General features: G+C 72.7%; 22 protein-coding genes. 9 read left to right on the top strand and 13 right to left on the bottom strand.

Annotated features, from left to right (window positions below):
• Positions 1 to 52 precede the first annotated feature (52 nt).
• On the top strand, positions 53 to 931 hold the full coding sequence (locus RM479_RS01300) for a sulfite exporter TauE/SafE family protein (RefSeq protein ID WP_311509842.1): 879 nt from the start codon (positions 53 to 55) through the stop codon (positions 929 to 931).
• A gap of 33 nt (positions 932 to 964) precedes the next feature.
• Here RM479_RS01300 and RM479_RS01295 read toward each other — a convergent pair whose 3' ends face one another.
• Complete coding sequence (locus RM479_RS01295; protein WP_311509841.1) at positions 965 to 2,179, bottom strand: glycerate kinase; 1,215 nt, start codon at positions 2,177 to 2,179, stop codon at positions 965 to 967.
• Positions 2,180 to 2,243: 64 nt separating this feature from the next.
• Positions 2,244 to 3,341, bottom strand: coding sequence for a CdaR family transcriptional regulator (locus RM479_RS01290; RefSeq protein WP_311509839.1), 1,098 nt, complete (start codon positions 3,339 to 3,341; stop codon positions 2,244 to 2,246).
• A gap of 59 nt (positions 3,342 to 3,400) precedes the next feature.
• Between RM479_RS01290 and RM479_RS01285 the strand changes: the two genes are divergently transcribed.
• Entirely contained in the window at positions 3,401 to 4,357 is a 957-nt protein-coding gene (locus tag RM479_RS01285) for a 1-aminocyclopropane-1-carboxylate deaminase/D-cysteine desulfhydrase (protein WP_311509838.1), read from the top strand.
• On the opposite strand, the gene RM479_RS01280 is transcribed toward RM479_RS01285, so the two are convergent.
• From RM479_RS01280 to RM479_RS01270, 3 genes are all read right to left on the bottom strand, one after another.
• Positions 4,321 to 4,797, bottom strand: a complete 477-nt coding sequence (locus RM479_RS01280; RefSeq protein ID WP_311509837.1) for a DUF4240 domain-containing protein — start codon at positions 4,795 to 4,797, stop codon at positions 4,321 to 4,323. The genes RM479_RS01285 and RM479_RS01280 overlap by 37 nt on opposite strands.
• Positions 4,798 to 4,870: 73 nt before the next feature.
• Entirely contained in the window at positions 4,871 to 5,305 is a 435-nt protein-coding gene (locus RM479_RS01275; RefSeq protein WP_311509836.1) for a DUF6463 family protein, read from the bottom strand.
• Complete coding sequence (locus RM479_RS01270; RefSeq protein WP_311509835.1) at positions 5,302 to 5,922, bottom strand: DUF2867 domain-containing protein; 621 nt, start codon at positions 5,920 to 5,922, stop codon at positions 5,302 to 5,304. The genes RM479_RS01275 and RM479_RS01270 overlap by 4 nt, the downstream gene beginning before the upstream one ends.
• A 93-nt stretch (positions 5,923 to 6,015) precedes the next feature.
• Here RM479_RS01270 and RM479_RS01265 point away from each other — a divergent pair, with 93 nt between their 5' ends.
• The gene (locus tag RM479_RS01265) at positions 6,016 to 6,567 is read left to right on the top strand and encodes a TetR/AcrR family transcriptional regulator (RefSeq protein WP_311509834.1); all 552 of its coding nucleotides are present in this window, start codon (positions 6,016 to 6,018) and stop codon (positions 6,565 to 6,567) included.
• 44 nt (positions 6,568 to 6,611) lie between these two features.
• Entirely contained in the window at positions 6,612 to 7,577 is a 966-nt protein-coding gene (locus RM479_RS01260) for a squalene cyclase (protein WP_311509832.1), read from the top strand.
• A gap of 169 nt (positions 7,578 to 7,746) precedes the next feature.
• On the opposite strand, the gene RM479_RS01255 is transcribed toward RM479_RS01260, so the two are convergent.
• The gene (locus tag RM479_RS01255; protein WP_311509830.1) at positions 7,747 to 9,006 is read right to left on the bottom strand and encodes an FAD-binding protein; all 1,260 of its coding nucleotides are present in this window, start codon (positions 9,004 to 9,006) and stop codon (positions 7,747 to 7,749) included.
• 297 nt (positions 9,007 to 9,303) lie between these two features.
• On the opposite strand from RM479_RS01255, the gene RM479_RS01250 reads away from it, so the two are divergent.
• Positions 9,304 to 9,966, top strand: a complete 663-nt coding sequence (locus RM479_RS01250) for a TetR/AcrR family transcriptional regulator (protein WP_311509829.1) — start codon at positions 9,304 to 9,306, stop codon at positions 9,964 to 9,966.
• 56 nt (positions 9,967 to 10,022) lie between these two features.
• Entirely contained in the window at positions 10,023 to 12,527 is a 2,505-nt protein-coding gene (locus RM479_RS01245) for an MMPL family transporter (protein WP_311509828.1), read from the top strand.
• Positions 12,528 to 12,754: 227 nt separating this feature from the next.
• On the opposite strand, the gene RM479_RS01240 is transcribed toward RM479_RS01245, so the two are convergent.
• Both RM479_RS01240 and RM479_RS01235 read right to left on the bottom strand, forming a co-directional pair.
• Entirely contained in the window at positions 12,755 to 13,972 is a 1,218-nt protein-coding gene (locus tag RM479_RS01240) for a DUF418 domain-containing protein (RefSeq protein ID WP_311509827.1), read from the bottom strand.
• 63 nt (positions 13,973 to 14,035) lie between these two features.
• Positions 14,036 to 14,776 carry an NAD(P)-dependent oxidoreductase gene (locus tag RM479_RS01235; protein ID WP_311509825.1) on the bottom strand — a complete coding sequence of 247 codons (741 nt, stop codon included), beginning with the start codon at positions 14,774 to 14,776 and terminating at the stop codon, positions 14,036 to 14,038.
• A gap of 94 nt (positions 14,777 to 14,870) precedes the next feature.
• Here RM479_RS01235 and RM479_RS01230 point away from each other — a divergent pair, with 94 nt between their 5' ends.
• Entirely contained in the window at positions 14,871 to 15,554 is a 684-nt protein-coding gene (locus RM479_RS01230; RefSeq protein WP_311509823.1) for a TetR/AcrR family transcriptional regulator, read from the top strand.
• 79 nt (positions 15,555 to 15,633) lie between these two features.
• Here the strand turns inward: RM479_RS01230 and RM479_RS01225 are convergent, their stop codons facing one another.
• Together RM479_RS01225 and RM479_RS01220 are read right to left on the bottom strand one after the other, a co-directional pair.
• Entirely contained in the window at positions 15,634 to 16,731 is a 1,098-nt protein-coding gene (locus RM479_RS01225) for an NAD(P)H-dependent flavin oxidoreductase (protein ID WP_311509822.1), read from the bottom strand.
• Positions 16,728 to 17,327, bottom strand: a complete 600-nt coding sequence (locus RM479_RS01220; protein ID WP_311509820.1) for a flavodoxin family protein — start codon at positions 17,325 to 17,327, stop codon at positions 16,728 to 16,730. Before RM479_RS01220 ends, RM479_RS01225 begins: the two co-directional genes overlap by 4 nt.
• A 139-nt stretch (positions 17,328 to 17,466) precedes the next feature.
• Between RM479_RS01220 and RM479_RS01215 the strand changes: the two genes are divergently transcribed.
• Complete coding sequence (locus RM479_RS01215; protein WP_311509819.1) at positions 17,467 to 18,063, top strand: TetR/AcrR family transcriptional regulator; 597 nt, start codon at positions 17,467 to 17,469, stop codon at positions 18,061 to 18,063.
• A 209-nt stretch (positions 18,064 to 18,272) separates the two neighbouring features.
• Here RM479_RS01215 and RM479_RS01210 read toward each other — a convergent pair whose 3' ends face one another.
• Entirely contained in the window at positions 18,273 to 18,953 is a 681-nt protein-coding gene (locus RM479_RS01210) for a TetR/AcrR family transcriptional regulator (protein ID WP_311509817.1), read from the bottom strand.
• 98 nt (positions 18,954 to 19,051) lie between these two features.
• Between RM479_RS01210 and RM479_RS01205 the strand changes: the two genes are divergently transcribed.
• Positions 19,052 to 19,531 (top strand): hemerythrin domain-containing protein, encoded by a 480-nt coding sequence (locus tag RM479_RS01205; protein WP_311509815.1) that lies wholly within the window; start codon positions 19,052 to 19,054, stop codon positions 19,529 to 19,531.
• A 214-nt stretch (positions 19,532 to 19,745) separates the two neighbouring features.
• Here the strand turns inward: RM479_RS01205 and RM479_RS01200 are convergent, their stop codons facing one another.
• A complete protein-coding gene (locus tag RM479_RS01200; RefSeq protein WP_311509814.1) occupies positions 19,746 to 20,465 on the bottom strand; it encodes a polyamine aminopropyltransferase in 720 nt (239 codons plus the stop codon).
• 262 nt (positions 20,466 to 20,727) lie between these two features.
• Positions 20,728 to 22,227: a SulP family inorganic anion transporter gene (locus tag RM479_RS01195; RefSeq protein ID WP_311509812.1), complete on the bottom strand. Its 1,500-nt coding sequence runs from the start codon at positions 22,225 to 22,227 to the stop codon at positions 20,728 to 20,730.
• Positions 22,228 to 22,263 lie beyond the last annotated feature (36 nt).

Here is a 22,263-nt window from a genome sequence, read left to right as displayed (position 1 = left end):
GGGCCGGACCGTCGGCCGTGCCCGTGGACCCAAGCCGCGAAAAGAGTGAGACATGGAGTTCCAACTGATCCTGGTCGTGGGCCTCGCCGTGGCGGTGGGGCTCTCGCTGGGGCTGCTCGGGGGCGGAGGGTCCATCCTGATGGTCCCGCTGCTGACCTACGTGGCGGGCATGCAGCCCAAAGAGGCCATAGCCGCCTCCCTGTTCGTCGTCGGCGCCACCTCCCTGGTCGGCGTGTTCTCGCACGCGCGCCGAGGAAGCGTCCGGTGGCGTACCGGACTGGTCTTCGGAGCCGCGGGCATGGCGGGCGCCTTCCTCGGCGGCCTGGCGGGCGGGCACATCCCCGGCACCGTCCTGATGGTCGGCTTCGCCCTCATGATGGTCGCCACCGCCGTCGCCATGCTCCGGGGAAGACGGAGGCCCGCCGCCCGGGACGGGGAACCGGCCGGGGAAGGGCTCCCCCTGAAGCGGGTCGTCCTCGACGGCCTGGGGGTCGGTGCGGTCACCGGCCTCGTCGGGGCCGGGGGCGGTTTCCTCGTCGTGCCCGCGCTGGCGCTGCTCGGCGGTCTGGCGATGCCGGTCGCCGTGGGGACCTCCCTGCTCGTGATCACCATGAAGTCCTTCGCCGGACTCACCGGATACCTGACCGCCGTGAGCCTGGACTGGACGCTGGTGGCCGCCGTCACCGTCGCCGCCGTGGCGGGATCGCTCGTCGGCGCGCTGCTGACCTCCCGGGTGCCCGAATCCGCGCTGAGGCAGGGCTTCGGTGTCTTCGTGCTGGCCATGGGTGTCCTCGTGCTCACCCAGGAACTCCCCTCACCGCTCGGCCTCGTCCTCGCGGTGGTCACGGCCGCGCTGGCGGGTCTGCTCCTCGTCTGCCGCCTGATCGGAGCGCACTGTCCCCTGGTATCGCCCCTGCGGGCGGGGGCGTGAAGGCGGTCGGGCGCGGGACCGGGGCCGACGAGGTCACGGTCGGGGCCCCCGCGTCACGTCCGGGGACGCGAAGTGGTGGGCGAGGAGACGGCAGCAGTTGGCGGTCGTCCACTCGACGTCGGCGAGGACGTCCTCCCGCATCCGTTCCAGGGAGCGGGGTCCGCGGGCGGTGGAGAAGGCCGCGGTGACACCCGAGCGTCGGAGTTCCTCGGAGGTCACCGAGACGTCCCCGGCGATCACCACGACGGGTCGGCCCGCCGGGGCGAGGCGACGGACGGCGTCGACCACCTTCCCTCCCAGGGACTGCCCGTCGAACCGGCCTTCGCCGGTGAGGACCAGGTCGGCGTCGGCCATGAGGCGTTCGGCGTCCAGGACCTCGGCGACCATGCGGGAACCGGGGAGGACCTCGGCGCCCAGGAGCGCCGTGAGCGGTGCGGGCAGACCGCCCGCCGCCCCCATGCCCGCGCGATCGCGGACGTCGTCCCCGGTGAGTTCGGCGAGCACGTCGACCAGCCGGCGCAGACCGGCGTCCAGGAGGCGCACGTCGTCGGGGGCGGCGCCCTTCTGCGGGCCGAACACGGCCGCGGCCCCCGTCTCACCGAGGAGGGGGTTGGTGACGTCGCAGGCGATACGCCAACGCACGGACCGGGCCCGCGGGTCGAGTCCGGTCGTGTCCAGGCGGTGCAGGTCGGTGAGGCTCCCGCCCCCGTCGGGAAGCTCCGAACCGTCCCTCGCCAGCAGGCGCGCGCCGAGCGCGGAGAGCAGCCCGGCACCGCCGTCGGTGGTGGCCGATCCGCCGATGCACAGGAGGATCTCCTCGGCCCCGGCGTCCAGCAGCGCCGTCACCAGGGGGCCGATGCCCCGGGTGGTGGCGGTCAGCGGGCGCAGGGGGACGTCGGAGACCAGAGGCAGGCCGTTTGCCTCGGCCGCCTCGACGACCCCGGTCCGACCGTCCGGGGACAGGCCGTAGCGGGCCCGGACCGGTCGGCCGAGCGCGTCGGTGGTGTCCACGGTGAGCGCGTCGGCGCCCCAGGCGCCGAGCAGCGCGTCGAGGGTGCCCTCGCCCCCGTCCGCGAACGGAAGGGTGTGGACGAGCACCTCGACGCCGGCGGCGGCGAAGGCGTCGTGGACGCCCCGTGCCATCGCCGCGGCCACGTCCACGGCGCGGGCGCTGCCCTTGAAGGAGTCCGGGACGATGGCCACGCGGACGGGAGGGGCCTGGTCGTGTACGTGCGACGCATGGGACATGACGAAGAGCCTAGGGAGAGAACCGGTGCGATTCGACGGTGATCCGCCCGGACTTCCCGGAGGTTCACGGTCCGTTCGTGTGCGAAAGGCACAGTGCCTCGTGTGCGTAGAGCGCCATCCGCAAGGCCGCGAGGTGATCGGCGCGGCGGATGTCCGCTCCGGTGACGGCGCGGATCCGCTCCACCCGTTGGAGGAGCGTGTTGCGGTGCACGTACAGCGAGTCCGCCGCCGCGCGCATCGAGGTCGTCGACGCCACCGCGACGAGGGTCCGCCGCTGCGCCTCGCTCAGCGCCGACGCCCGCCCGGCCAGATGTTCCAGGGTGCGCCGTGGCAGGTGGGCGACGGCCACCGCGATGTCGCGCGACCAGGGTCCGGCGTCCTCCGCGGTGGGGACGAGGCCGACGCGGCGGCACAGCGCCCGCGACCCCTCGGCGTGCGCCAACAGCACCTCGATGTCGTCCGTGGGTTCGGTGGCGGTGTGTCGGACGCCCGACGGTACGCCGGGAGGCGCGAAGGCGGCGCCCGAGCCCACCGACCACAGGGCGCCGTGCAGGACGGCGGCCCGGCGCCCGCGATCCGTGTTGAGGCGGGCCGCGATGGACTCGGCGAGCGGCGGCGGGGCCGCCGCCCCGCCCGGCCGGGGTTCGGCCGCCGCCCACAGGGCCAGCGACCAGGGCGGCGCCAGCCCGGCGGCGGCCAGCCGGTCCCGCGCGGACCCGGCCGAGGAGGTGCCCGAGGTCAGGGCGGCGATGAGGTCGCGGGCCTCGGTGTGGCGGCGGGTGGCGGCGTCCTGTTCGTCCTCCTGGGCGATGAGGAGCCGCACGGACAACGCCACGACCCGCGCCAGCGGGGCGACCTCCCGGGGGTCGCCGGTGATCCCGATGACCCCGCGCAGCTCACCGTCGATCATCAGGGGTTCGTTGGCGCCCGGGCGGTCGGAGGTCCCGGGTTCGGGCGAGTCGATGAGGACGGCTCGCCCCTCCGCGATGACCCGCTGGGCGCCCCGGTGGAGGGTGCCCCGGCGTTCGGGGTCCAGGCAGGCGATGATGGTGCCGTGCTCGTCCATCACATTGATGTTGTGGCTGATCGTCGGTGCGATCAGATCGACCACGCGCTGGGCGAGGGCCCCGCTCAACGGTGTCCGACCAGCGTTCTCGGCCATGATGACCAGGATAGGGAGCCCGGGTGCCCCCGCCCCTCCCCCGCCCCTAGTCTGGCGGCATGGAGTCCACGGGTTGCGGTCACCTGGCGGTCCGGTCGCCCTCTCCGGTGACGGAGATCGACGACCCACGCCTGCGCGGGGTGCGGCTGTGGCTCAAACGCGACGACCTGCTCCACCCCGAGGTACCCGGCAACAAGTGGCGCAAGCTCCACCTCAACCTCCGGGAGGCGCACGCGCGGGGGGCCACCACCCTGCTGACCTTCGGCGGCGCGTACTCCAACCACATCCGTGCGGTGGCCGCCGCCGGGCGGGCCTGCGGGTTCGCGACCGTCGGGGTGATCCGGGGCGAGGAGCGCCCACCGCTGAACCCCACGCTGGAGTTCGCCGTGAAGCGGGGGATGCGGCTCACCTACCTGGATCGGGACGCCTACCGGGCCAAGCACACCCCGGAGGTCGTCGCCGCTCTGCGCGACCGGTTCGGCGACTTCCACCTGTTGCCCGAGGGCGGGAGCAACGCCCTGGCCGTGCGGGGGTGCGCGCCCGTCGCCGGGGAGATCGGCGTGGACTTCGACGTGCTGTGCTGCGCCTGCGGCACCGGCGGGACCCTGGCCGGGGTGGCCGCCGGGCTGGGTCCGGGACGCCGGGCCCTGGGGTTCGCGGTCCTCAAGGGCGGCGGGTTCCTCGCCGACGAGGTGCGGCGGCTGCAACGGGAGGCCGGCACCGTCACGGACAACTGGTCCATCGATGCCGACCACCACTTCGGCGGGTTCGCGAAGTACCCGCCGGAGCTGCGGGCGTTCGTCGCCGACTTCGAGAACCGGCACGGGATCGAACCGGAACGGGTCTACGTGGCGAAGATGCTCGCGGGGATCTACGACCTGGCCGCCCGGGGGCGCCTGCGCCCCGGTACCAGGGTGGTCGCCCTGATCACCGGTCCCCCCGATCCGGGTGGAACCGGGACCGGGGCGGGCCGTGGGACTCAGGGGCTCGGCGCCCACCCGTCCCGGTTGGAGTAGGACTCGTAGGAGTGACGGGTCTCGCGTCGCCATTCCTCGCCGGTGAGGTGCTCGTAGACCCGGTCCGGTACGTAGAGCAGGCCCTCCGCCCAGAGCGGCTCCTCGGCGTAGGGGGCGAAGAGCACCGGATCCGCCAGCACCGCCTCGTAGGTCTCCCGACCGTCGGCCACGACGGCGGCGCGACTGTAGAGGAACGCGTCGGAGGACAGGTCCTCGCCGTGTTCGCGCCGGTCCAGCCGGTACAGGGCCAGGGAGAGCTGCTCGGCGAACCCGACGACCTGGGTCACCGTCCCGTTCGACAGCCGTTCCGTGAGGAACGCGGTCAGGTGATCGGCGTCGATGTCGGGGGTGGGGGATCCGGCGCGACCCTCGTCGATCAGCCGCCAGAAGAAGTCCTCGTCCATGCGGTCCAGCATGCCGGAGGGCACCGACGGGGACACCCGCTCCGCGGCGTCGCCGTCGCCGCCGCCGCCGAACGGCCCACCCGGACGGCGAACGGCGGCACCACCGGGGTCACACCGGGGCGGTCTCCTCCGCCCGGGCCCGACGCCGCGCCGCCAGGACGACGAGCACACCCGCCACGACCCCCACGAAGTAGGGGGAGGGCACGAGCAGGACGCCGCCGACGAGGCACCATGCCGCGAACCCCCAGCCGACCCAGGCGGGGACGGCCACCCCGCGCCCGGCGAGGTGCAGGATCAGGGCGCCCAGCAGGATCAGGGGGACGGAGAAGCTTCCCGGGCCGGCCCAGAAGGTGACCTCGTTCCGTAGATACGCCACCGTCGGGTCCGTCTCGTTCAACCCGAGCGGGACGGCGGCCCACACGCCCCGCTCGGCCCAGCCGACGATGTCCGACCACGAGGAGATCGTCAGCAGCGTCAGGTGTCCGACGCCCAGCACGAGCATGATGCCGCTCGCCCAACGCAGCAGGTTCCGTTCGGCGTTCACGATCCACCCCGTTCGTCGCGCCGCTCCGCGACCCTGTCGCGCTCGGCCCAGGCCCGTTCCCACTGCCGGCCCAGGGCCGGGTAGACGATGAGGTGCCGGAAGGGCGCGATGGCCGCCATGTAGAGCCGCCCGAGCCGGCCGTCGGCTTTGACGAGGACGGCCATGCGCAGCTCGTGCCCGCCCTCGTCCGTCGGGACCCAGCCGAGGTGCATCAGGGCGTGCGCGGTCCGGTTCACCAGCTCGCGGAGGGCCTCCGTGTCGGTCTCGTAGACCGCCTTCAGGGGCATGCTCGCGTGATCCGGACCCCGTGGCGCGGTGCGCAGGTCGTCGGGCAGGCGGTGGCGGATCGAGGCCTTCCGCACGTCGACGCCCGACTCCGGGTCGTCCCAGCCGAAGAGGGCGCCGAGCCGCCACCGGACCGCGAACAGGAACCGCACCGGCGGGGACATCCGATCGATCCCGCCGGCCGAGCGGACCGCCTCCAGCACGGCCCGGAAGTCGTCCGGGCCGGCACCGGGGACGCGGAACGCCCAGACGTCCTCGACCTCGAAGTCGGACGCGACGTCGTGCACACGCCACGGATGTCCGGTGTGGGCGGACTTCGCCAGTCGTTCCATGATCGGCCCCCTCGTTCTATACGAAGCCGTATATTTCATATGTACGGTACCGTACACAAGCACGGAACGACACCCCTGAGAACAGGTGAACGAGTGCCTCCCACCGCCCGCACCCCACGTGACCGCTGGATCCAGGCGGGGCTCGACGCCCTCGCCCGAGGCGGCCCGGACGCGGTCCGGGTCGAGACCCTGGCCGCCGAACTCGGCGTGACCAAGGGCGGTTTCTACGGGTACTTCGCCGGCCGTTCCGCCCTGCTCGCCGAGCTGCTCGACGAGTGGGAGCGGCGCTGCACCGACGACGTCCTCGCCCGCATCGAGGCCGAGGGCGGGGACCCGGTCGAGAAACTCCGGCGCGCCGGGGAGCTGACCTTCTCGGACGAACTGCACCGCATCGACCTCGCCGTCCGCCAGTGGGCCCGGCGGGACCCGGAGGTCGCGGAGCGGCTGCGGCGGATCGACAACGTGCGGATGGGCTTCCTCCGTTCGATGTTCGCGAGCTTCATCGCCGACCCGGACGAGGTCGAGGCGCGGTGCGCGCTGATGTTCGCGCTCGCGATCGGCCGCCACTTCGTCGCCGCGGACCACCCGGGCCGCACCGACCGCGAGTACGCCCGTATGGCGGGGGAGTTCCTGCTCCGCCCCTGACCGGCCCGCGGTGGTTCGTCACCGTCCCGGGGTAGCCTCCCGCCATGACGGAACCCCGTGTCCTCGACTGGTTGCTCGACTCCGACCCGAGTCTGCGCGGGCAGGTGGAACGCGACCTCGCGCACGCCCCCGAGGAGACCTGGCGGGCGACCCTTGCCCGGGTCCCGGTCGAGGGTTTCGGCGCGGCACTGCTCGCGAGACAGGACCCCGACGGACGGTGGGCGGGCGGCGCCTTCTTTCCCGCGGACGCCACGGCGGACGAGCCGGGACAGCCGTGGACGGCCACCACATGGTCGCTCAACGCACTGCGCGAGTGGGGCGTCGAACCCTCCGCGCTCCGGCCGGACACCGCCGGCCTCCTGGCGCGGAACGCCCGCTGGGAGTACGACGACCTGCCGTACTGGGGCGGAGAGGTCGACGCGTGCATCAACGGCTACACGCTCGCCAACGGCGCCTGGCTGGGCGCCGACGTGTCGCGCGTCGCCGACTGGTTCGTCGGACACCGGCTCCCCGACGGGGGCTGGAACTGCGCGTGGGTGGAGGGGTCGACCCGGTCCTCGTTCCACTCGACGCTCAACTCCATCAAGGGGATCCTCGACCACGAGATCCGCACCGGCGGCACCGACGCGCTGCGCGACGCCCGACACGCGGCGGAGGAGTACCTGCTGGAACGGCGGCTGTTCCGGCGGCTGTCCACCGGGGAGTCGCACGCGCCCTGGGCCACGCACTTCGCCTACCCGTTCCGCTGGTTCTACAGCGTCCTCAAGGCCGCCGACCACTTCCGCGAGGTGTCCCTGCACGAGGGCACCGGGCCCGACGGGCGCATGGCGGAGGCGATCGGGCTCATCCGTGACGCCCGCGACCCCGACGGGACCTGGCACCAGGAGCGCCGGCACGAGGGGCGGGTGTGGTTCGAGGTGGACGCGGCACCGGGCGAGCCGTCGAAGTGGCTCACCTTCCACGCGCTGCGCGTACTCGCGTGGTGGGACGCGGAGCGACCCGCGGCGTAGCGCGCGGGGACCCCGGAGCGGGTCGCCGCTCGCGTACGCCACGAAGGGGAACGCGTGGAACAGGGCGGAGGCGGCCGGGCGCGATCGCGCGCACCGAGGCCGCGCCTCGGGCCTCCCACAGCCGCGGGAGCGGCGCCGAGGCCCCGTCCCCGCGGTGTTCCGGGAGGGGTCAGGCCCGAGGGAAGAGCATGTCGGTGAAGGGGTTGCGGAACTTGCCCGCCGGGTCGAACCGCTCCAGAAGCCGGGCGAAGTCGGCGGCCCGTTCGTAGGAGCCGACGACGTCCGCCGGAGGCAGCGTGGTGAGCTTGCCCCAGTGCGGTCGGGCGCCCAGCGGTGCGAGCCGTTCCTCCACGGCCGCGATCACGGGGATCACCGCCTCCGGGTCCCGGAGCCAGGTGAAGTGGAAGGTCACCGAGTCGCGACCGTGAGCGGGGCTCAGCCAGAGATCGTCGGCGCGGACCGTGCGCACCTCGGAGACGTGCAGCACGGGAGCCACCAGGTGTCCGATACCGCGCAGGGCGGCGAAGGCCTCCGCGACGGCCTCGCGCGGCAGGTAGAGCTCGGACTGCAACTCCTCGCCAGCGCTCGGCGGGAGTTCGGGGCGGAAGTGCGGCAATCTCTCGAACCAGGGGCCGGCGACGCCCAGTTGTGCGGTGGCGGGGTCGGTGGACATCCCCGGAACGGGGTGCTGAGGGGCGTCGGCGGAACGTCCCCCGCGCCAGGCGCCCTCCGGCAGGCCCTCGCGGTGTTTGAGCCAGACCCGGCCGGTGTCCCCGCGCCAGTCGGTGAACAGGCTGACGCTGTAGGCGGAGCCGAACACCGCGTCGAAGTCGCCGGCCACCTCGTCCAGTGGCACGTCGAGCCGGACCCGCTGGGACACCGAGAAGGTCGGTTCGATCTCCAGGGTGAGGCGGGTGACGATGCCGAGGGCGCCGAGCGCGACGACGGCGCCGGGGAGGACGTCGGGGTGGGTACCGCGCTCCAGCCGCACCGGTTCGCCGTCGGGGCCCAGGAGTTCGAGCCCGCGCACGGCGGCGGCCAGGCAGCGCAGGCCGTCCCCGGACCCGTGGGTGCCGGTGGCGCAGGACCCGGCCACCGAGATGTGCGGCAGCGAGGCCAGGTTGGCCAGGGCGGAACCGTGCCGGTGCAGTTCGGCGGAGAGCTCGGCGTAGCGGACCCCGGCGGAGACCGTCACGGTCGCGGCGTCGGGGTCGACCTCGATCTCCCGGGGCAGGGCGTCCAGGCGCACCAGGTCGTGGTCGGAGTCGGCGACCCGGTTGAACGAGTGGCCGCTGCCCAGGGCCCGGATCCGCGGGGTGTCGCGCACCAGGGCGCGGAGGGCGTCGGGGTCGGCGGGCCGGTGGATGCGGGGGCTGGCGTAGGCGAGGTTCCCGGCCCAGTTGCGGAACGGAGGGGGCGGGGCGGACATGGGCTCTCCCGGGGTGCGCGGCCCGCGGAGTCCGAGGGCGTCGGCGGCCCACGCTACCGAACCGGGCGTTCGGGGAGACCCCGCCGCGTCGGTTCGGCGGCGTCCCGTGCCCGTACACCGGCGCGTCGCCCCCCATGGTGTCTCCGCCGGTGGCCCCTCCCACGTCCGAGAGGTCTTCGGAGCCGACGAGGGGACGAATGCCGCACGTCCGCGTGATCTCCTCGCGTCCGGCGGATGTGACACGGTGCACTCAGTGCGTCGTTGCACTCAGTGCACTCAGGTGTCTAGCGTGGAACCGTGAACGATCGGCCCATTCCACCCGCGACCGACCGGCGCGAGGCCCTGAAGTCCCGCCACCGCCGGGCCATCATCGACGCCGCCGCCGCGCTGACGGCCGAACGCGGGGACACCGGCTTCACCGTCGAGCAGCTCGCCGAGCGCGCCGACGTCTCCCGACGGACCGTGTTCAACCACTTCCGCTCGCTGGACGACATCCTCCTGGAGGTGTTCGGCCGGATGCTGGAGGAGATCGTCGACGGGATCGGCGCCAACCTCGACGCGGCGGACGACGGCACCGACGACGGGGCGAACATCTTCGACTCCCTGGCCGACGCCATCCGCGACACCGACCTGCTCACCCCCATCACCCGGCTCAGGCACTTCGCCGGGCAGGGGGACGGCACGCCCTCGGCCAGCCGGGCGGCGCTGTTCGAGCGGGCGATGACCGACGTGGGAACACGGCTGTCGGCGATCGTGATGCGCCGCCACCCGCGGGCCGACCCGCTCGTGGTGGACCTCATGTGCGGCGCGGTCATCGGCGGCGGCGCGGTCATCGTGGAGCACTGGGAGCGGATCACCGGCGGCGCCCTGGACGACGCCTCGCGCCGGGTCTGGTCCACGCTGCTGGAGCGCATCCTCACCGTCACCCGCGACGGCTACGGCTCGGTCGGCACCACCTGAGCGCACCCGCGCTCCCCACCGTCCCACCATCTCTCTCCTTCGGCGAAGGCACATCCATGGCTGAACTGCTCTACGGACTCGGTCGGGCGTGCGCACACCGCGCCCGCACCGTCATCGCGATCTGGCTGTCACTGCTCGTGGCGGCCGGCGCCTCGTTCCTCCTCTTCTCCGGGGAGTTGGAGGGCGGCTTCTCCATCCCCGGCACACCCACCGACGACGTGGACCGACTCCGGTCCGAGGAGTTCTCGGACATGGGCGGCGGATCGGGGACCGTCGTCTACCGGACCGGGGACGGCTCGCCCTTCACCGACGAGCAGCGCGAGGCGATCGCCGACCGCGCCGAGCGGGCCACCGAGGTCCCCGGGGTCTCGGCCGCCGTCGACCCGTTCGCCACCGAGGCCGAGCGGGAGGACGGAGCCCGGGAACTGGAGGAGGGCCGTGCGGAGATCGACGCGGGACTCGAAGAGCTCGACGCCGGCCAGGCGGAGCTCGACGCGGCCCGCGAGCAGGCCGAGGCCGACGGGACGCTCGACCTGACCGAGGCGGTGTTCGACGGCGGGCAGGCCGAGATCGACGCGGGTCGTGAGGAGCTGGAGGAGGGCCTGGCGGAGGTCGAGCGAGGCGAATCCCTGATGGAGATGGCCTCCGGCCTGCGCATGGTCTCCGAGGACGGCGACACCGCCCTGGTCATGGTCTCCTTCACCGACGAGCAGATGGACATCCCCCAGGAGACCCGCGACGCCGTGATGGCGGTCTTCGAGGACGACCCGGTCCCCGGCACCACCGTGGACTTCAACAGCGACATGGCCCAGAGCCTGCCCACCCTGTTCGGCCCGGCCGAGGTGGTCGGCGTGGTCGTGGCCGCCGTGGTCCTGGTGATCATGCTGGGGACCCTGGTCGGCGCGGGGCTCCCGCTGCTGACCGCGCTGGTCGGCGTCGGCATCGCCACCCTGATCTCGATGTCGCTGTCGGGGGTGGTGGAGATGTCGTCCGTGACCCCGATCCTGGGCCTGATGCTGGGCCTGGCCGTGGGCATCGACTACGCGCTGTTCATCGTCAACCGCCATCGCCGCCAGCTCAAGCAGGGCGTGGAGGTCGAGGAATCCATCGGCCTGGCCAACGGGACCGCGGGCAACGCCGTGGTCTTCGCCGGGACGACCGTGCTGATCGCGCTGCTGGGCCTGAACCTCACCGGCATCGGGTTCCTGGGGCTCATGGGCACCATGGGCGCCGTGGCCATCACCATCGCCGTGCTCGTCGCGGTCACCCTGGTCCCGGCGCTGCTGTCGCTGATCGGCGTCCGCATCCTGTCCCGCCGCGAGCGCGCCCGACTCGCCGAGCGGGCGTCCGGCAACGGGGGGACCGCACCGGAGCCGGTGCGGCCGATGTCGACCGGCGGTGCCCTGCTGCGGGCCGCCGTCGCGGTGACCGCCCTGGTGGTCGTCGCCCTGCCCGCCCTCGACCTGCGGCTGGGCATGCCCGACGGCTCCTCCGAGCCCACCGACTCCACCCAGTACCGGGCCCACACGATCGTGGAGGAGGAGTTCGGCGCCGGCAACAACGGCACCCTCCTGGTGGTCGCACGGCTCACCGGCGGCCCGGACGAGGAGGCCGCGGAGCTGAACGCCGAGCGGGAGCAGGCGCTGATCGCCGAGGAGATCCACGCCTTCGACGACGTGGCGGCCGTGGCCCCCATCGCGGTCTCCGACGACCAGACCCACGCCGCCTTCCAGGTGGTACCGGTCGAGGGGCCCACCAGCGAGTCCACCGAGCGGCTCGTGCACGACCTGCGCGAGCTGGAGCCGATCAAGGGCACCGGAACGCTGGGCGTGGCCGGCGTGGCCAGCGGGAACATCGACATCTCCGAGACCCTCGACGAGGCGCTGCCGATCTACCTGACGGTGGTCGTGGGGATGTCCCTGGTGATCCTGCTGCTGGTGTTCCGGTCGATCTTCGTGCCGATCGTGGCCACGCTCGGGTTCATCCTGTCGTTCTTCGGCGCGTTGGGCGGTGTGGTGGCCGTCTACCAGTGGGGCTGGCTCGGCGGCCTCATCGGGCTGGAGAACGCGGGGCCGGTGCTGAACTTCCTGCCGACGATCCTGGCGGGCATCCTGTTCGGTCTGGCGATGGACTACATGCTCTTCATCGGGACGGGCATGCGCGAGGCGTACGTGCACGGCGCGCCCGCCCGCGCCGCCGTGGTGCAGGGCTTCCGGGCGGGGCGCGCGGTGGTGACGGCAGCGGCGATCATCATGGTCTCGGTGTTCGGCGGGTTCGTCTTCTCGCACAGCGTCATGATCAGCTCGATCGGGTTCGCGCTCGCCTTCGGTGTGCTCATCGACGCGTTCGTGGTGCGGATGCTGCTCGTCCCGGCGCTCATGCACCTGGCGGGGAACGCGGCGTGGTGGCTGCCGAGGTGGCTGGACCGGCTGCTGCCCGACATCGACGTGGAGGGCGCCGCCCTGGAGAGGCGCCACGCGGCCGGGGCCGGGGAGACCGGAGGCGGGGATGACCCGCGCTCCCCCGAGGCTCGGGCCGGGGTCCCCGCCGAGCACCGCTGACGCCCCGGGGATCGACGGCGTTCGCACCGACGGCCCCCGTTCGGCCACCGCCCCATCGGGGCGGAGCGCTCGAACGGGGGCCGTCGGCGTGGGCGGTCGAGGACGGCGCCGGGAACCGCGGGGCGGGAACGACGGCCGTGCGCACGAAGGCGCTCGGTACCGGCCGGAAGGGGGCGGGCGTCCCCGTGCCCTCACCGTTCCCCCTCCCAACTCCCTCCCACGCGGTGTCAGGGGGCCGTGGGCGTGGCGGACGGATGCCGGTCGCGGTAGGCGAGGACGCGCAGCAGCCGTTCCGCGGGCCCGCGCACGCCCGCGCGTTCCAGCGCGGCGGCGAGGACCGCCGAGAGCAGCCAGGTCGCGACCGCCACGAGGGCGGCCTGCCACTGGGTGAGGACACCGCCGAGCCCGAGCCCCCAGGCGCACAGCAGGGGGGCGAAGACCACCGACTGGAGCAGGTAGCAGGAGAGGGATCGCTTACCGACGGCCGTCAGGGTGCGCACGAGCGCCCCGGCCGGTCGCCCGGTCGGGAGGCTCGCGACGACGAGGGCGATCAGAGCCACGTAACCGAGCGCGCCGAACAGGCCGGTGAGACCATGGAGCAGGAGCGGTGTCCACTCGGGGACGTCCCACACGCCGTACCGCACGAGCACGGACGGAAGGGCACCCGCCCATCCGAGGGCGATGCCGAGGACCGCCGTGCGCGCCAGCAGCGGCCGGTACGACTCCGGGGATTCCAGCACCCGGTGCCGCGCGCAGACGATCGCGACGAGCACGGCGACCGGCACGACGAGCCCCAGGACGCCCTGTCCCACCGTCACGACCGCCCACATCCCGAGTCGCGGCAGGATCGAGGCCGTGTAGGGCGTGATGGCGGCGATCTGCGACACCGGTCCCTCGAACGCGGCGTCTCCCCCCGGCGAGAGGACGGCTCCGGCCACCAGCAGGGCCACGGCGAGGGCGCCGAGAAGGCCGAACAGCGCGGCGGCCCACACCAGGAGGGTCCTGTTCCCCCGGCGGAGGAACAGCAGCACCACGAGGAGTCCGACCAGGCCGTACGCGCCCAGGACGTCCCCGAACCAGAGCAGGGCGGCGTGGACCGCGCCGAAGACGATCATCCAGAGGTGGCGCAGCAGGAGCAGCCGGCGGACCGACCTCTCGTCCAGGCCGATCGCCCGCTGCCTGGTGTGGAGCTGCCAGATGCCGTATCCGAAGAGGAAGGCGAACAGCGGGTAGCTCCGCGCGTCGATCGCGATGATCGCGACGGTCTGCCAGACGGCGTCGAGGCCGGTGGCGTCGGCGTGGTGGGCGCTGACACCCCAGGTCGAAGCCCCGTAGAGGAACCAGGGCACGTTGGCCAGGGCGATGAACAGGAGCATGATCCCGCGGGCGAGGTCCGGCGCGAGGGCACGCCCGTCGGGGCGGGGGGAAGGTGCGTGGTCGGTCATGGTCTCCGTCTTCCGGGGGGGGTGGTGAGCGGATCCGGGCGCTCGCGCGCCGGGCCGGGGCGGCTACGGGTTCTCCCCGGATGCCGGGGCACCGTCTCCGGGGAGCCCCGGGGGACGTCGGCTCTGGGCGTGGGCCAGCGCGCTGGGCGCCCGGCATCCGACGATGGCCGGGGCCTCGCGGACGAGGGTGTCGTCCGTGAGCGCCTCGACCATGAACAGCGCGAAGTCCACGCGACGGGTCAGGTTGCTCTCCAGCACCGGATCGCCGACGTGGCGACTCCACACGGGCAGCCCCTGGCTCTCGCCCTCTTCGAGGTCGCTGCCGCGGACGAGGGTCCACCGTCGGTCGCTGGCGAAGATCCGACGGCCCGCCTCCAGCTGATCGTCGATCTCGACGGCGCGCACGAGGCGGGCCAGCAGGGTGACGACGCGGACGGTCGCCCTGAACGTCCAGGAGTACCGGTCCCCCTCGTCCCGGGCGACGTGCCAGCCGCACGAGAAGACCAGACGGGCGTCGGGTTCGGCGTGGTCGAGTACCGCCTGTGCCGTGCCCGAGGAGTACTGCCGGACCCCCCAGGGGGCCAGCACGGTCAGCACGCCGTCGCAGCCCGCGACGGCCCGCCGGATCACCTCCCGGTCGTTCGTGGGCCCGGGAACGATCGTGATCCGATCCGCGAACTCGGCCAGCTTGGGAACACTGCGCTCACGACAGACGCCCACGACCTCGTATCCGCGGTCCAGCGCGTGCCGGACCATGTACCGCCCCAACTTGCCCGAAGCCCCGATGACGCAGACCTTCCGCATCGTCCCGCCCTCCTCACACCGTCACTTCTACTTACAACGTAAGTAACGATATACTTACACGGTAAGTTTCAGCAAGCCCCGAGGGAGAGGTCCAATGGAGGAGCGCGACGCCGAGCGGAACACCGGCCCCCGACGGGGGCGCCCCGCGCGGGTCCCGCTGAGTCGGCGGCGGGTGGTCACCGAGGCGGTCGCGCTCGCCGACGAGAAGGGCGAGTCGGGCGTCACGATGCGCGCGGTCGCCGGACGACTGGGCGTCGAGGCGATGTCGCTCTACAACCACGTGGCGAACAGGGGCGACCTTCTCGACGGAATGGTCGACGCGGTGTTCGCCGAGATCGACCTCCCGGATCCGGCCGCGACCTGGAGGACGGCCGTGCGCGACCGCACCGAATCGGCGCGCGCGACGCTGCGGCGCCATCCGTGGGCGGTCGGCCTGATGGACTCCCGCAGCAGCCCCGGCCCGGCGACCCTGCGACACCACGACGCCGTGCTGGGAGTCCTGCGGGAAGGAGGGTTCTCCATCGCGATGGCGGTGCGGGCCGTGTCGGTGATCGACAGCTACCTCTACGGGTTCGTGCTCCAGGAGACGAGCCTGCCCTTCGCGGACCGCGAGGGGCTCGACGAGGTCGCGGGAGGCATCCTGGGCGCTCTACCGGCCGGCTCCCACCCGTACCTGGCCGAGGTCATCACCGAACAGGCCCTCGGCGAGGACCTCACCGACGGGTTCGCGTTCGGGCTCACGCTCATCCTCGACGCGCTCCGCCCCGACCAGGCCTGAGTCCTCCTTCCGGACCGGAGCCGCGAGGAGGGGAGGGGCCGGCCCGTCGCACGGCGACGGGCCGGCCTCGGAGGGCGACTCACAGAGGGGTTCCGAGCACCTTCTCGGCCTCGGCGACGAGCGCGGACAGGTAATCCCCGGCGCTCGCCCCGGAGGCCAGCAGCGCGGCCTGCCCCGACCACAGGTTGAGCCGGTCCGCCCGCCCCGACGCCGCGGCCCGCGCCCGGATCGGCAGCATCAGGTTGTTCTGGGCGGGGTAGGGCGGGACCCGGTCCTCGGCGTCGGCCATGCCCCGGACCAGGGCGTTGGCGATCCCCCGGGCCGGACGTCCGGAGAAGAGCCGGGTCAGCACGGTGCTCCTCGCCCCCTCGAAGGAGAGCGCCTCACGGTGGGCCGGGCTCGCTCCGGACTCCGGGGTCCGGAGAAAGCCGGTCCCCACCTGGACTCCGTCGGCGCCCAACGTCAGGGCGGCGGCGACCCCGCGCCCGTCGGCGATCCCGCCGGCCGCGACCACCGGCACGGACACGGCGTCGCGCACCTGTGGGATCAGGGAGAACGTGCCGACGAGAGACTCGCGCACGGGCGCCAGGAAGGATCCCCGGTGTCCGCCCGCGTCGCTCCCGGAGGCCACGATCACGTCGCAGCCCGTCTCCTCCAGGACTCGGGCCTCGGCCACCGTCGTGGCGGTGCCGACGATCGGGGCCCCGATGCTCCGGGCTCCCTCGACCAGTCGGCGCGGAGGCGGTCCCATCACCACGCTGATCACCGGAGGCCTGGCCGCCAGGACGGCGTCGAGCTGGGCGTCGAAGTCGATCCGCGCGTTGGCCTGGGCCAGGTTCGGCGGGGTGAGGCCGAACTCGGCGTAGTGAAGGGCCAGCCGGTCGGTGTGGGCGGCCAGGGCGGTGGCGTCGGGGATCGGGCGCTCCTCGTCGGGGCGCGGTGTCCACAGGTTGACGGCGAAGGGCGCGGAGGTGGCGGCCCGGATCGCCTCCACCAGGGGGCCGATGTCCTCCGGGGCCATGGCGTGGACCCCGTAGGAGCCCAGGCCGCCCGCCTCGGACACGGCCGCGACCAGCGCGACCGTGGACAGCCCTCCACCGAACGGCCCTTGGACGATGGGGTGGCGCGTCCCCAGGGCGTCGGTGAGATCGGCGCCGGGCCGGCGCGAGGTCCTCATGCCATCACCGCGGCGCGCCCGTGCTCGAACCGCAGCGCCGCCTTCGCGACCTGGGCGCCCAGGTGTTCGGCCGTGCGCAGATCACTGTCGGCGGGTGCGAGGTCGGGCCCCAGGTCGGAGGACGACTGGGCCATGGCCCCGGTGAACCCGCCGAGCCGGTTGAGGTCGTCGCGGTGGCCCCGGCTGGAGTACTCCCCGCCCGGGAGCAGGCCGAGCGGCACCCAGACCATGCCGTGCTGGGCGGCGAACACCGCGAGCGCGCTGAGGACGGTGTCCTTGTTGCCGTTGGTCCCCGCGGAATTGGTGAACCCGGCGGCGAGCTTGCCCTGCCACCCCCGCCGCTGCCAGATGGAGGACGTGGCCTCGGCGAACGTCTGGAAGGCGGCGGAGACGCCGCCCATGTAGGTGGGGGTGCCGAAGACGATGGCGTCGGCGGCGTCGAGCGCGGACCACAGACCCTCGTCGAGCACGGTGGCGTCGTGGAGCGAGGCCCGGACGCCCTCGGTCCCTTCGGCGCCCCGGACGGCCGCCTCGGCCTGACGGGCGGTATGACCGTAACCGCTGTGGAAGACGACGGAGACTCGAACATCGGACACGGGGGTGTCCCCTCTCGCAGATCGGATGGGCCGGGTCGACCCCGACGGGATCAATGTAGACGACCGGTCAACTATTTGGCAACGCCCTGGTGCGCGGGGGTCGTCGCCCGGTAGTTGACCGTCCGTATACCCTCGACGCATGGGACGCACCAGCGACGCCAGGGATCGCATCCTCGACTCCTCCCGCCGACTCATGCGCACTCGCGGGTACACCGCCCTCGGTGTCGCCGAGATCTGCGCCGAGGCGGGCGTGAAGAAGGGCAGCTTCTACCACTTCTTCGACTCCAAGCAGGCCCTGACCGTCGAGACGGTGGACGGGCAGTGGACCGAGGAACGACGCTCGCTGGAGGCGTCCCTCGAAGACGCCGACGGGCCCGTGGACAGGCTCCGCGCGCTGATCGAATGCCTGATCGGCGTCCAGCGCGCCGACTACGGGGAGTCAGGGACGATCCACGGCTGCCTGTACGGCAACCTCGCCGCGGAGGTGAGCGAACGGGAGCCCGAGGTACGGCGACGGCTGGTCCTCGTGTTCGACGAGCAGGTCGACATGATCGCCGACCTGGTCGCGCGGGCGCGGAGCGCCGGGCTGATCGGGGGAACGGGGACGGAACACGCCCTGGCCAGGGCACTGGTCGCACAGATCGAGGGCACCGTGCTGCTGGCCCGGGTGCGCAACGACCCCACCCTGCTGGACGACGTCTGGCCCAACGCGGAGCGGCTGCTCGGGCTCGGGTGACGCCGGGCGAACGCCCCGACGGGTCGGCCGACCGGAGCGCGCACCCGTCACCGTGACGACGCCCCCGACGTGCTCCGCACCGGGCACGGCGAGGCGTCGGGGCGGCGGCCTTCCCCGAGGGCCCGGCGAAGACCCGGTAGGGGGACTCCCGCGGCGAGGCCGGAATCCCGAACGCCCGCACGTCCGAGGCGGCTCCCGGCCGCTCCGCCTCACCGGAGCGGCGGGGGCTCCTCCGGGGACGTCGGCACCAGAACGACGGCGCCGTGCAGGGCGTCGAACGCGGCGACGACCTCGCGGATCAGCGACTCCCCGTCCCCGGTGCGATCCGCGGTCCGGTTCTCCCGGATCCAGTTCTTGCTCCCGTAGCGGACCGCGGCGAGCGTCATGTCCGAGACCAGGCGCAACCGCACGTCCCGGCGACTGTCGACCCCCATGACCCGCTCCAGGGCCTCGATGATCCGCACCTGTAGGAGATCGGTGGCGGCGGTGTGCTGGGCGCGCAGCGCGGGTGTGCGGGCCGCCAGCCCCCGGGTGGCCAGGTAGCGCTCGGTCCACTCCCCCGGCATCTCGCGAACGGCCGCGACGTAGCGGTCCCGCAACTGCTCCAGCGCCGGGCCGCCGGGGGCGAGGTCGTGCAACCGCCGGGCGTAGGCCTCCCAGAGCTCCCCCTCGGCCGCCATGGCGACCTCCTCCTTGGAGGAGTAGTAGCGGAAGAAGGTCCGCACCGACACCCCCGCGCGCTCGGTCAGCTCGTCGAGGGTGACGTCGTCGTAGCCGCGTTGGAGGAAGAGGCGGAGGGCGGTGTCGGCCAGGGTCCGGCGCGTCCTGCGCTTCTTGCGCTCGCGCAGCGGCAGGTGCTCCTCGCCCTCCGGGGCGGGCCGGGTGGTCATCGGGCCAGGATAGCGGGCCGAAGACGGATACCCCCTTGCGCCCGGACACCCCCCGTGAAAAAGTGCCAGTCACTGGCATATTTTATGGAGGTGTCGTCATGGAGGAAGGTACCGGTGCCCACGAGGCGCAGCGGATCGAGGCGCTGGGAGACCAGCTCGTCGAGATCCACGACATGCTGCGCGGACAGCTGAACGACCTGCGCGCGGCACTGGACTCACCAGACGCGGGAACGGGCGACGACCGGGTCGCCCCCTTGGATCACCAGATCCGCAAGCAGTGCCTGTCGTTCTGCGAGTTCCTGCACGGCCACCACACGGCGGAGGACGAGCACATGTTCCCGGGACTGGCGGTGAGCCACCCGGAACTCGCCCCCGTCCTGGAGCGGCTGACCCGTGAGCACTCGACCATCAGCCGGGCCCTGGATCGCATCCAGGAACTGGCCTCGGGGCGGGACGCGGGCACGGGTCCGGTGCGCGAGGAGGTGGAACGCCTGGCCGCACAGGTGGAGGCCCACCTCGACCACGAGGAGGCGCAGATCGTCGAGGCCCTCAACTCCTACGGGCCCGTGACCCTCTGATCCGGGCGGGCCCCACGGCCCGAAGAGCGCGAAGGGTCGTCGGACGGCGGAAACGGATCCGGGGGCTCCCGGCCGGGGAGGACCGGGTCGGCGACCGAGGCGGCACCCGTGCCGTCCGGTGATCCGGGCGGTGACTCCCCCATCCGACGCGCGGAGGGGCGAGGAAGGACGCCCCTCCCCCGCCCCGTGGGCCGCGCACCGGGAACCGGAGCCGTCACGACACGGCGACGTAGACGGTGTTGGACGCGTCGCGCCCCTGGAGCGGGTTGGGGAAGTGGACGACCTCCGCTCGGGCCTCGGCGAAGACCTCCGCCAGGAGACGGACGAAATCCTCGTCCGGCGCGTCGTTGGACCACAGGGCGAAGACGCCGCCCGGCACGAGGAGGTCCTCGGAGAGACGGCGCAGCCCGTCCGCCGTGTACAGACCGGCGTGGGCGGGGTGGAGCAGGTGACTCGGCGAGTGGTCGATGTCGACGATGAGCGCGTCGAACGGCTCCGCGCCCACCTGCGGGGCCGTGCCCGATCCGGCGCCGACCAGGGCGAAGAAGTCACCGTGTTCCAGGCGGCATCGGGAATCGGCGACCAGCGCCGCACCGACGGGGAGCAGTCCTCCGCGATGCCATTCGATGACCTCGGAGAGCGCCTCCACCACGACGAGGGCACCGACGTCCGGGTTCTCCAGCACCGCCTGCGCGGTGTACCCCAGCCCCAGACCTCCGACCGCGACGCGAAGGCCGTCCCTTCCCTCCAGCTCGGCCAGGGCCAACCGGGCCAGCTCGATCTCCGCCGCGGTGAACAGGCTCGACATCAGGAAGTCGTCGTCGAGCTTGATCTCATGGACCTCCTTCTGGAAAAGGGGGTCGTACCGACGGCGGAGGCTGAGTTCTCCCATCGGCGTCGCCCGCCAGTCCAGCTCTTGGAAACGGGCACTCATCCGTGTCTCCTACTCGTCGTCGGGGTGCGGTCGACCGGCGTCGCCCGCGGCGTCGAGTCTTCCACGGAAGTGCCCGCGCCAGACCTCGAAAAGCCGATCACGGTCCGGTGACCGCCCGCCGTGGAGGTCATCGGACCGACGGGCCCGGATCCACGCGGAGTGCCGGACGGCGGACGCCGGGCCACTCTCCGGCGGGGCTCCGACAGCGGTGGGGGCCGCCGGAAGGATCTCCGGCGGCCCCGTCCCACTCACCCCGCAGAGGTCAGTGACCACCGGTCAGGGTGCCGGTCAGTTCCTTGTGGAGCTTGCTGCTGGGCTCGTTGAGGCCGGTGACCTCGACCTCGACGCCGTGACCGCGGAAGTGCTCGCTCACCCGGTCCAGGGCGGCGACCGCGGAGGAGTCCCACACATGGGCCCCCGACATGTCCACCACGACCTTGCTCAGACCCTTCTCGGCGTAGTCGAACCGGTTGACCAGGTCGCCGGTGGAGGCGAAGAACACCTCGCCGTTGACGGAGTACACGCGGGTGCCGCCCTCGGGGTCCAGGACGCTGGTGACGTCGGCCTGCATGGCGCACTTGCTCGCGAACAGCGCCATCGACACGATGACGCCGACGATCACGCCCAGGGCCAGGTTGTGGGTGATCACCACCACGACCACGGTGACGACCATGACCAGGGTCTCGCTCCAGGGCATGCGCTTGAGCGTGGACGGGGCGATGCTGTGCCAGTCGAAGGTGACCGCCGCCACGAAGATCATCACCGCGACCAGAGCCGCCATGGGGATGAGACCGACGATGTCGCCCAGCCCCACGCACAGGATCAGCAGGAACACCCCGGCCAGGAACGTGGAGACCCGGGTGCGGGCGCCGGACTTGATGTTGATCATGGTCTGGCCGATCATCGCGCAGGAGGCCATACCGCCGAAGAGGCCGACGAGGATGTTGGCGATGCCCTGACCGCGGGCCTCGCGGCCGTGGTTGGAGGTGGTCTCGGTCTGGTCGTCGACGACCTTGGCGGTCATCAGCGACTCCATCAAGCCGACCAGCGCCAGGGTGAGGGCGTAGGGCGCGATCAGGGTCAGGGTGTCCCACGTCATCGGCACGTCGGGCAGCAGCGGGACGGGGAAGGCGTCGGGCAGTTCGCCCTCGTCCCCCACGGTGCGGGTGGAGATCCCCATCGCGACGGCGGCCACGGTGAGCACGACGATCGCGACCAGCGGGGCGGGGATCGCCTTGGTCAGGTAGGGCAGACCGAAGATGATGCCCAGGCCGATGGCGACCATGACGTAGATGGGGATGTCGAAGTCGGTCAGGTAGGGCATCTGGGACAGGAAGATGAGGATGGCCAGGGCGTTGATGAACCCGGTCATCACACTGGGCGGCACGAACCGCATCAGTTTCGCCACGCCGAGCAGGCCCAGGCCGATCTGGATGAGCCCGGCCAGCAGGGTGGCGGCGATCAGGTAATCGACGCCGTACTCGATGGACAGCGGCGCGACCACCAAGGCCATGGCGCCGGTGGCGGCGGAGATCATCGCGGGGCGCCCGCCCAGGAAGGCGATCGAGACCGCCATCACGAAGGAGGCGTACAGGCCCACGCGGGGGTCGACGCCGGCGATGAGGGAGAAGGCGATCGCCTCGGGGATCAGCGCGAGCGCCACGACCAGACCGGCCAGCACGTCGGTGCGGATCTGAGCGGGGGAGGGCATCCTCGATCGCCACGAACGAGGCGTCTTCACAAGCAGATTCATGGAACCCATCAGGTTTCGGGCAGCCCACGACGAGGACCGCGGTGT

The sequence above is a fragment of the Nocardiopsis lambiniae genome (genome assembly GCF_031845465.1).
Taxonomy (GTDB): Bacteria; Actinomycetota; Actinomycetes; order Streptosporangiales; family Streptosporangiaceae; genus Nocardiopsis; species Nocardiopsis lambiniae.
This window is presented reverse-complemented; position numbering and strand designations above follow the sequence as displayed.

Bases quoted from the DNA above. Each gene is read 5' to 3' on its own strand.
- RM479_RS01300 (WP_311509842.1), top strand. From the start codon at position 53: ATGGAGTTCCAACTGATCCTGGTCGTGGGCCTCGCCGTGGCGGTGGGG.
- RM479_RS01295 (WP_311509841.1), bottom strand. From the start codon at position 2,179: ATGTCCCATGCGTCGCACGTACACGACCAGGCCCCTCCCGTCCGCGTG.
- RM479_RS01290 (WP_311509839.1), bottom strand. From the start codon at position 3,341: ATGGCCGAGAACGCTGGTCGGACACCGTTGAGCGGGGCCCTCGCCCAG.
- RM479_RS01285 (WP_311509838.1), top strand. From the start codon at position 3,401: ATGGAGTCCACGGGTTGCGGTCACCTGGCGGTCCGGTCGCCCTCTCCG.
- RM479_RS01270 (WP_311509835.1), bottom strand. From the start codon at position 5,922: ATGGAACGACTGGCGAAGTCCGCCCACACCGGACATCCGTGGCGTGTG.
- RM479_RS01260 (WP_311509832.1), top strand. From the start codon at position 6,612: ATGACGGAACCCCGTGTCCTCGACTGGTTGCTCGACTCCGACCCGAGT.
- RM479_RS01255 (WP_311509830.1), bottom strand. From the start codon at position 9,006: ATGTCCGCCCCGCCCCCTCCGTTCCGCAACTGGGCCGGGAACCTCGCC.
- RM479_RS01245 (WP_311509828.1), top strand. From the start codon at position 10,023: ATGGCTGAACTGCTCTACGGACTCGGTCGGGCGTGCGCACACCGCGCC.
- RM479_RS01240 (WP_311509827.1), bottom strand. From the start codon at position 13,972: ATGACCGACCACGCACCTTCCCCCCGCCCCGACGGGCGTGCCCTCGCG.
- RM479_RS01235 (WP_311509825.1), bottom strand. From the start codon at position 14,776: ATGCGGAAGGTCTGCGTCATCGGGGCTTCGGGCAAGTTGGGGCGGTAC.
- RM479_RS01230 (WP_311509823.1), top strand. From the start codon at position 14,871: ATGGAGGAGCGCGACGCCGAGCGGAACACCGGCCCCCGACGGGGGCGC.
- RM479_RS01225 (WP_311509822.1), bottom strand. From the start codon at position 16,731: ATGAGGACCTCGCGCCGGCCCGGCGCCGATCTCACCGACGCCCTGGGG.
- RM479_RS01215 (WP_311509819.1), top strand. From the start codon at position 17,467: ATGGGACGCACCAGCGACGCCAGGGATCGCATCCTCGACTCCTCCCGC.
- RM479_RS01210 (WP_311509817.1), bottom strand. From the start codon at position 18,953: ATGACCACCCGGCCCGCCCCGGAGGGCGAGGAGCACCTGCCGCTGCGC.
- RM479_RS01205 (WP_311509815.1), top strand. From the start codon at position 19,052: ATGGAGGAAGGTACCGGTGCCCACGAGGCGCAGCGGATCGAGGCGCTG.
- RM479_RS01200 (WP_311509814.1), bottom strand. From the start codon at position 20,465: ATGAGTGCCCGTTTCCAAGAGCTGGACTGGCGGGCGACGCCGATGGGA.
- RM479_RS01195 (WP_311509812.1), bottom strand. From the start codon at position 22,227: ATGGGTTCCATGAATCTGCTTGTGAAGACGCCTCGTTCGTGGCGATCG.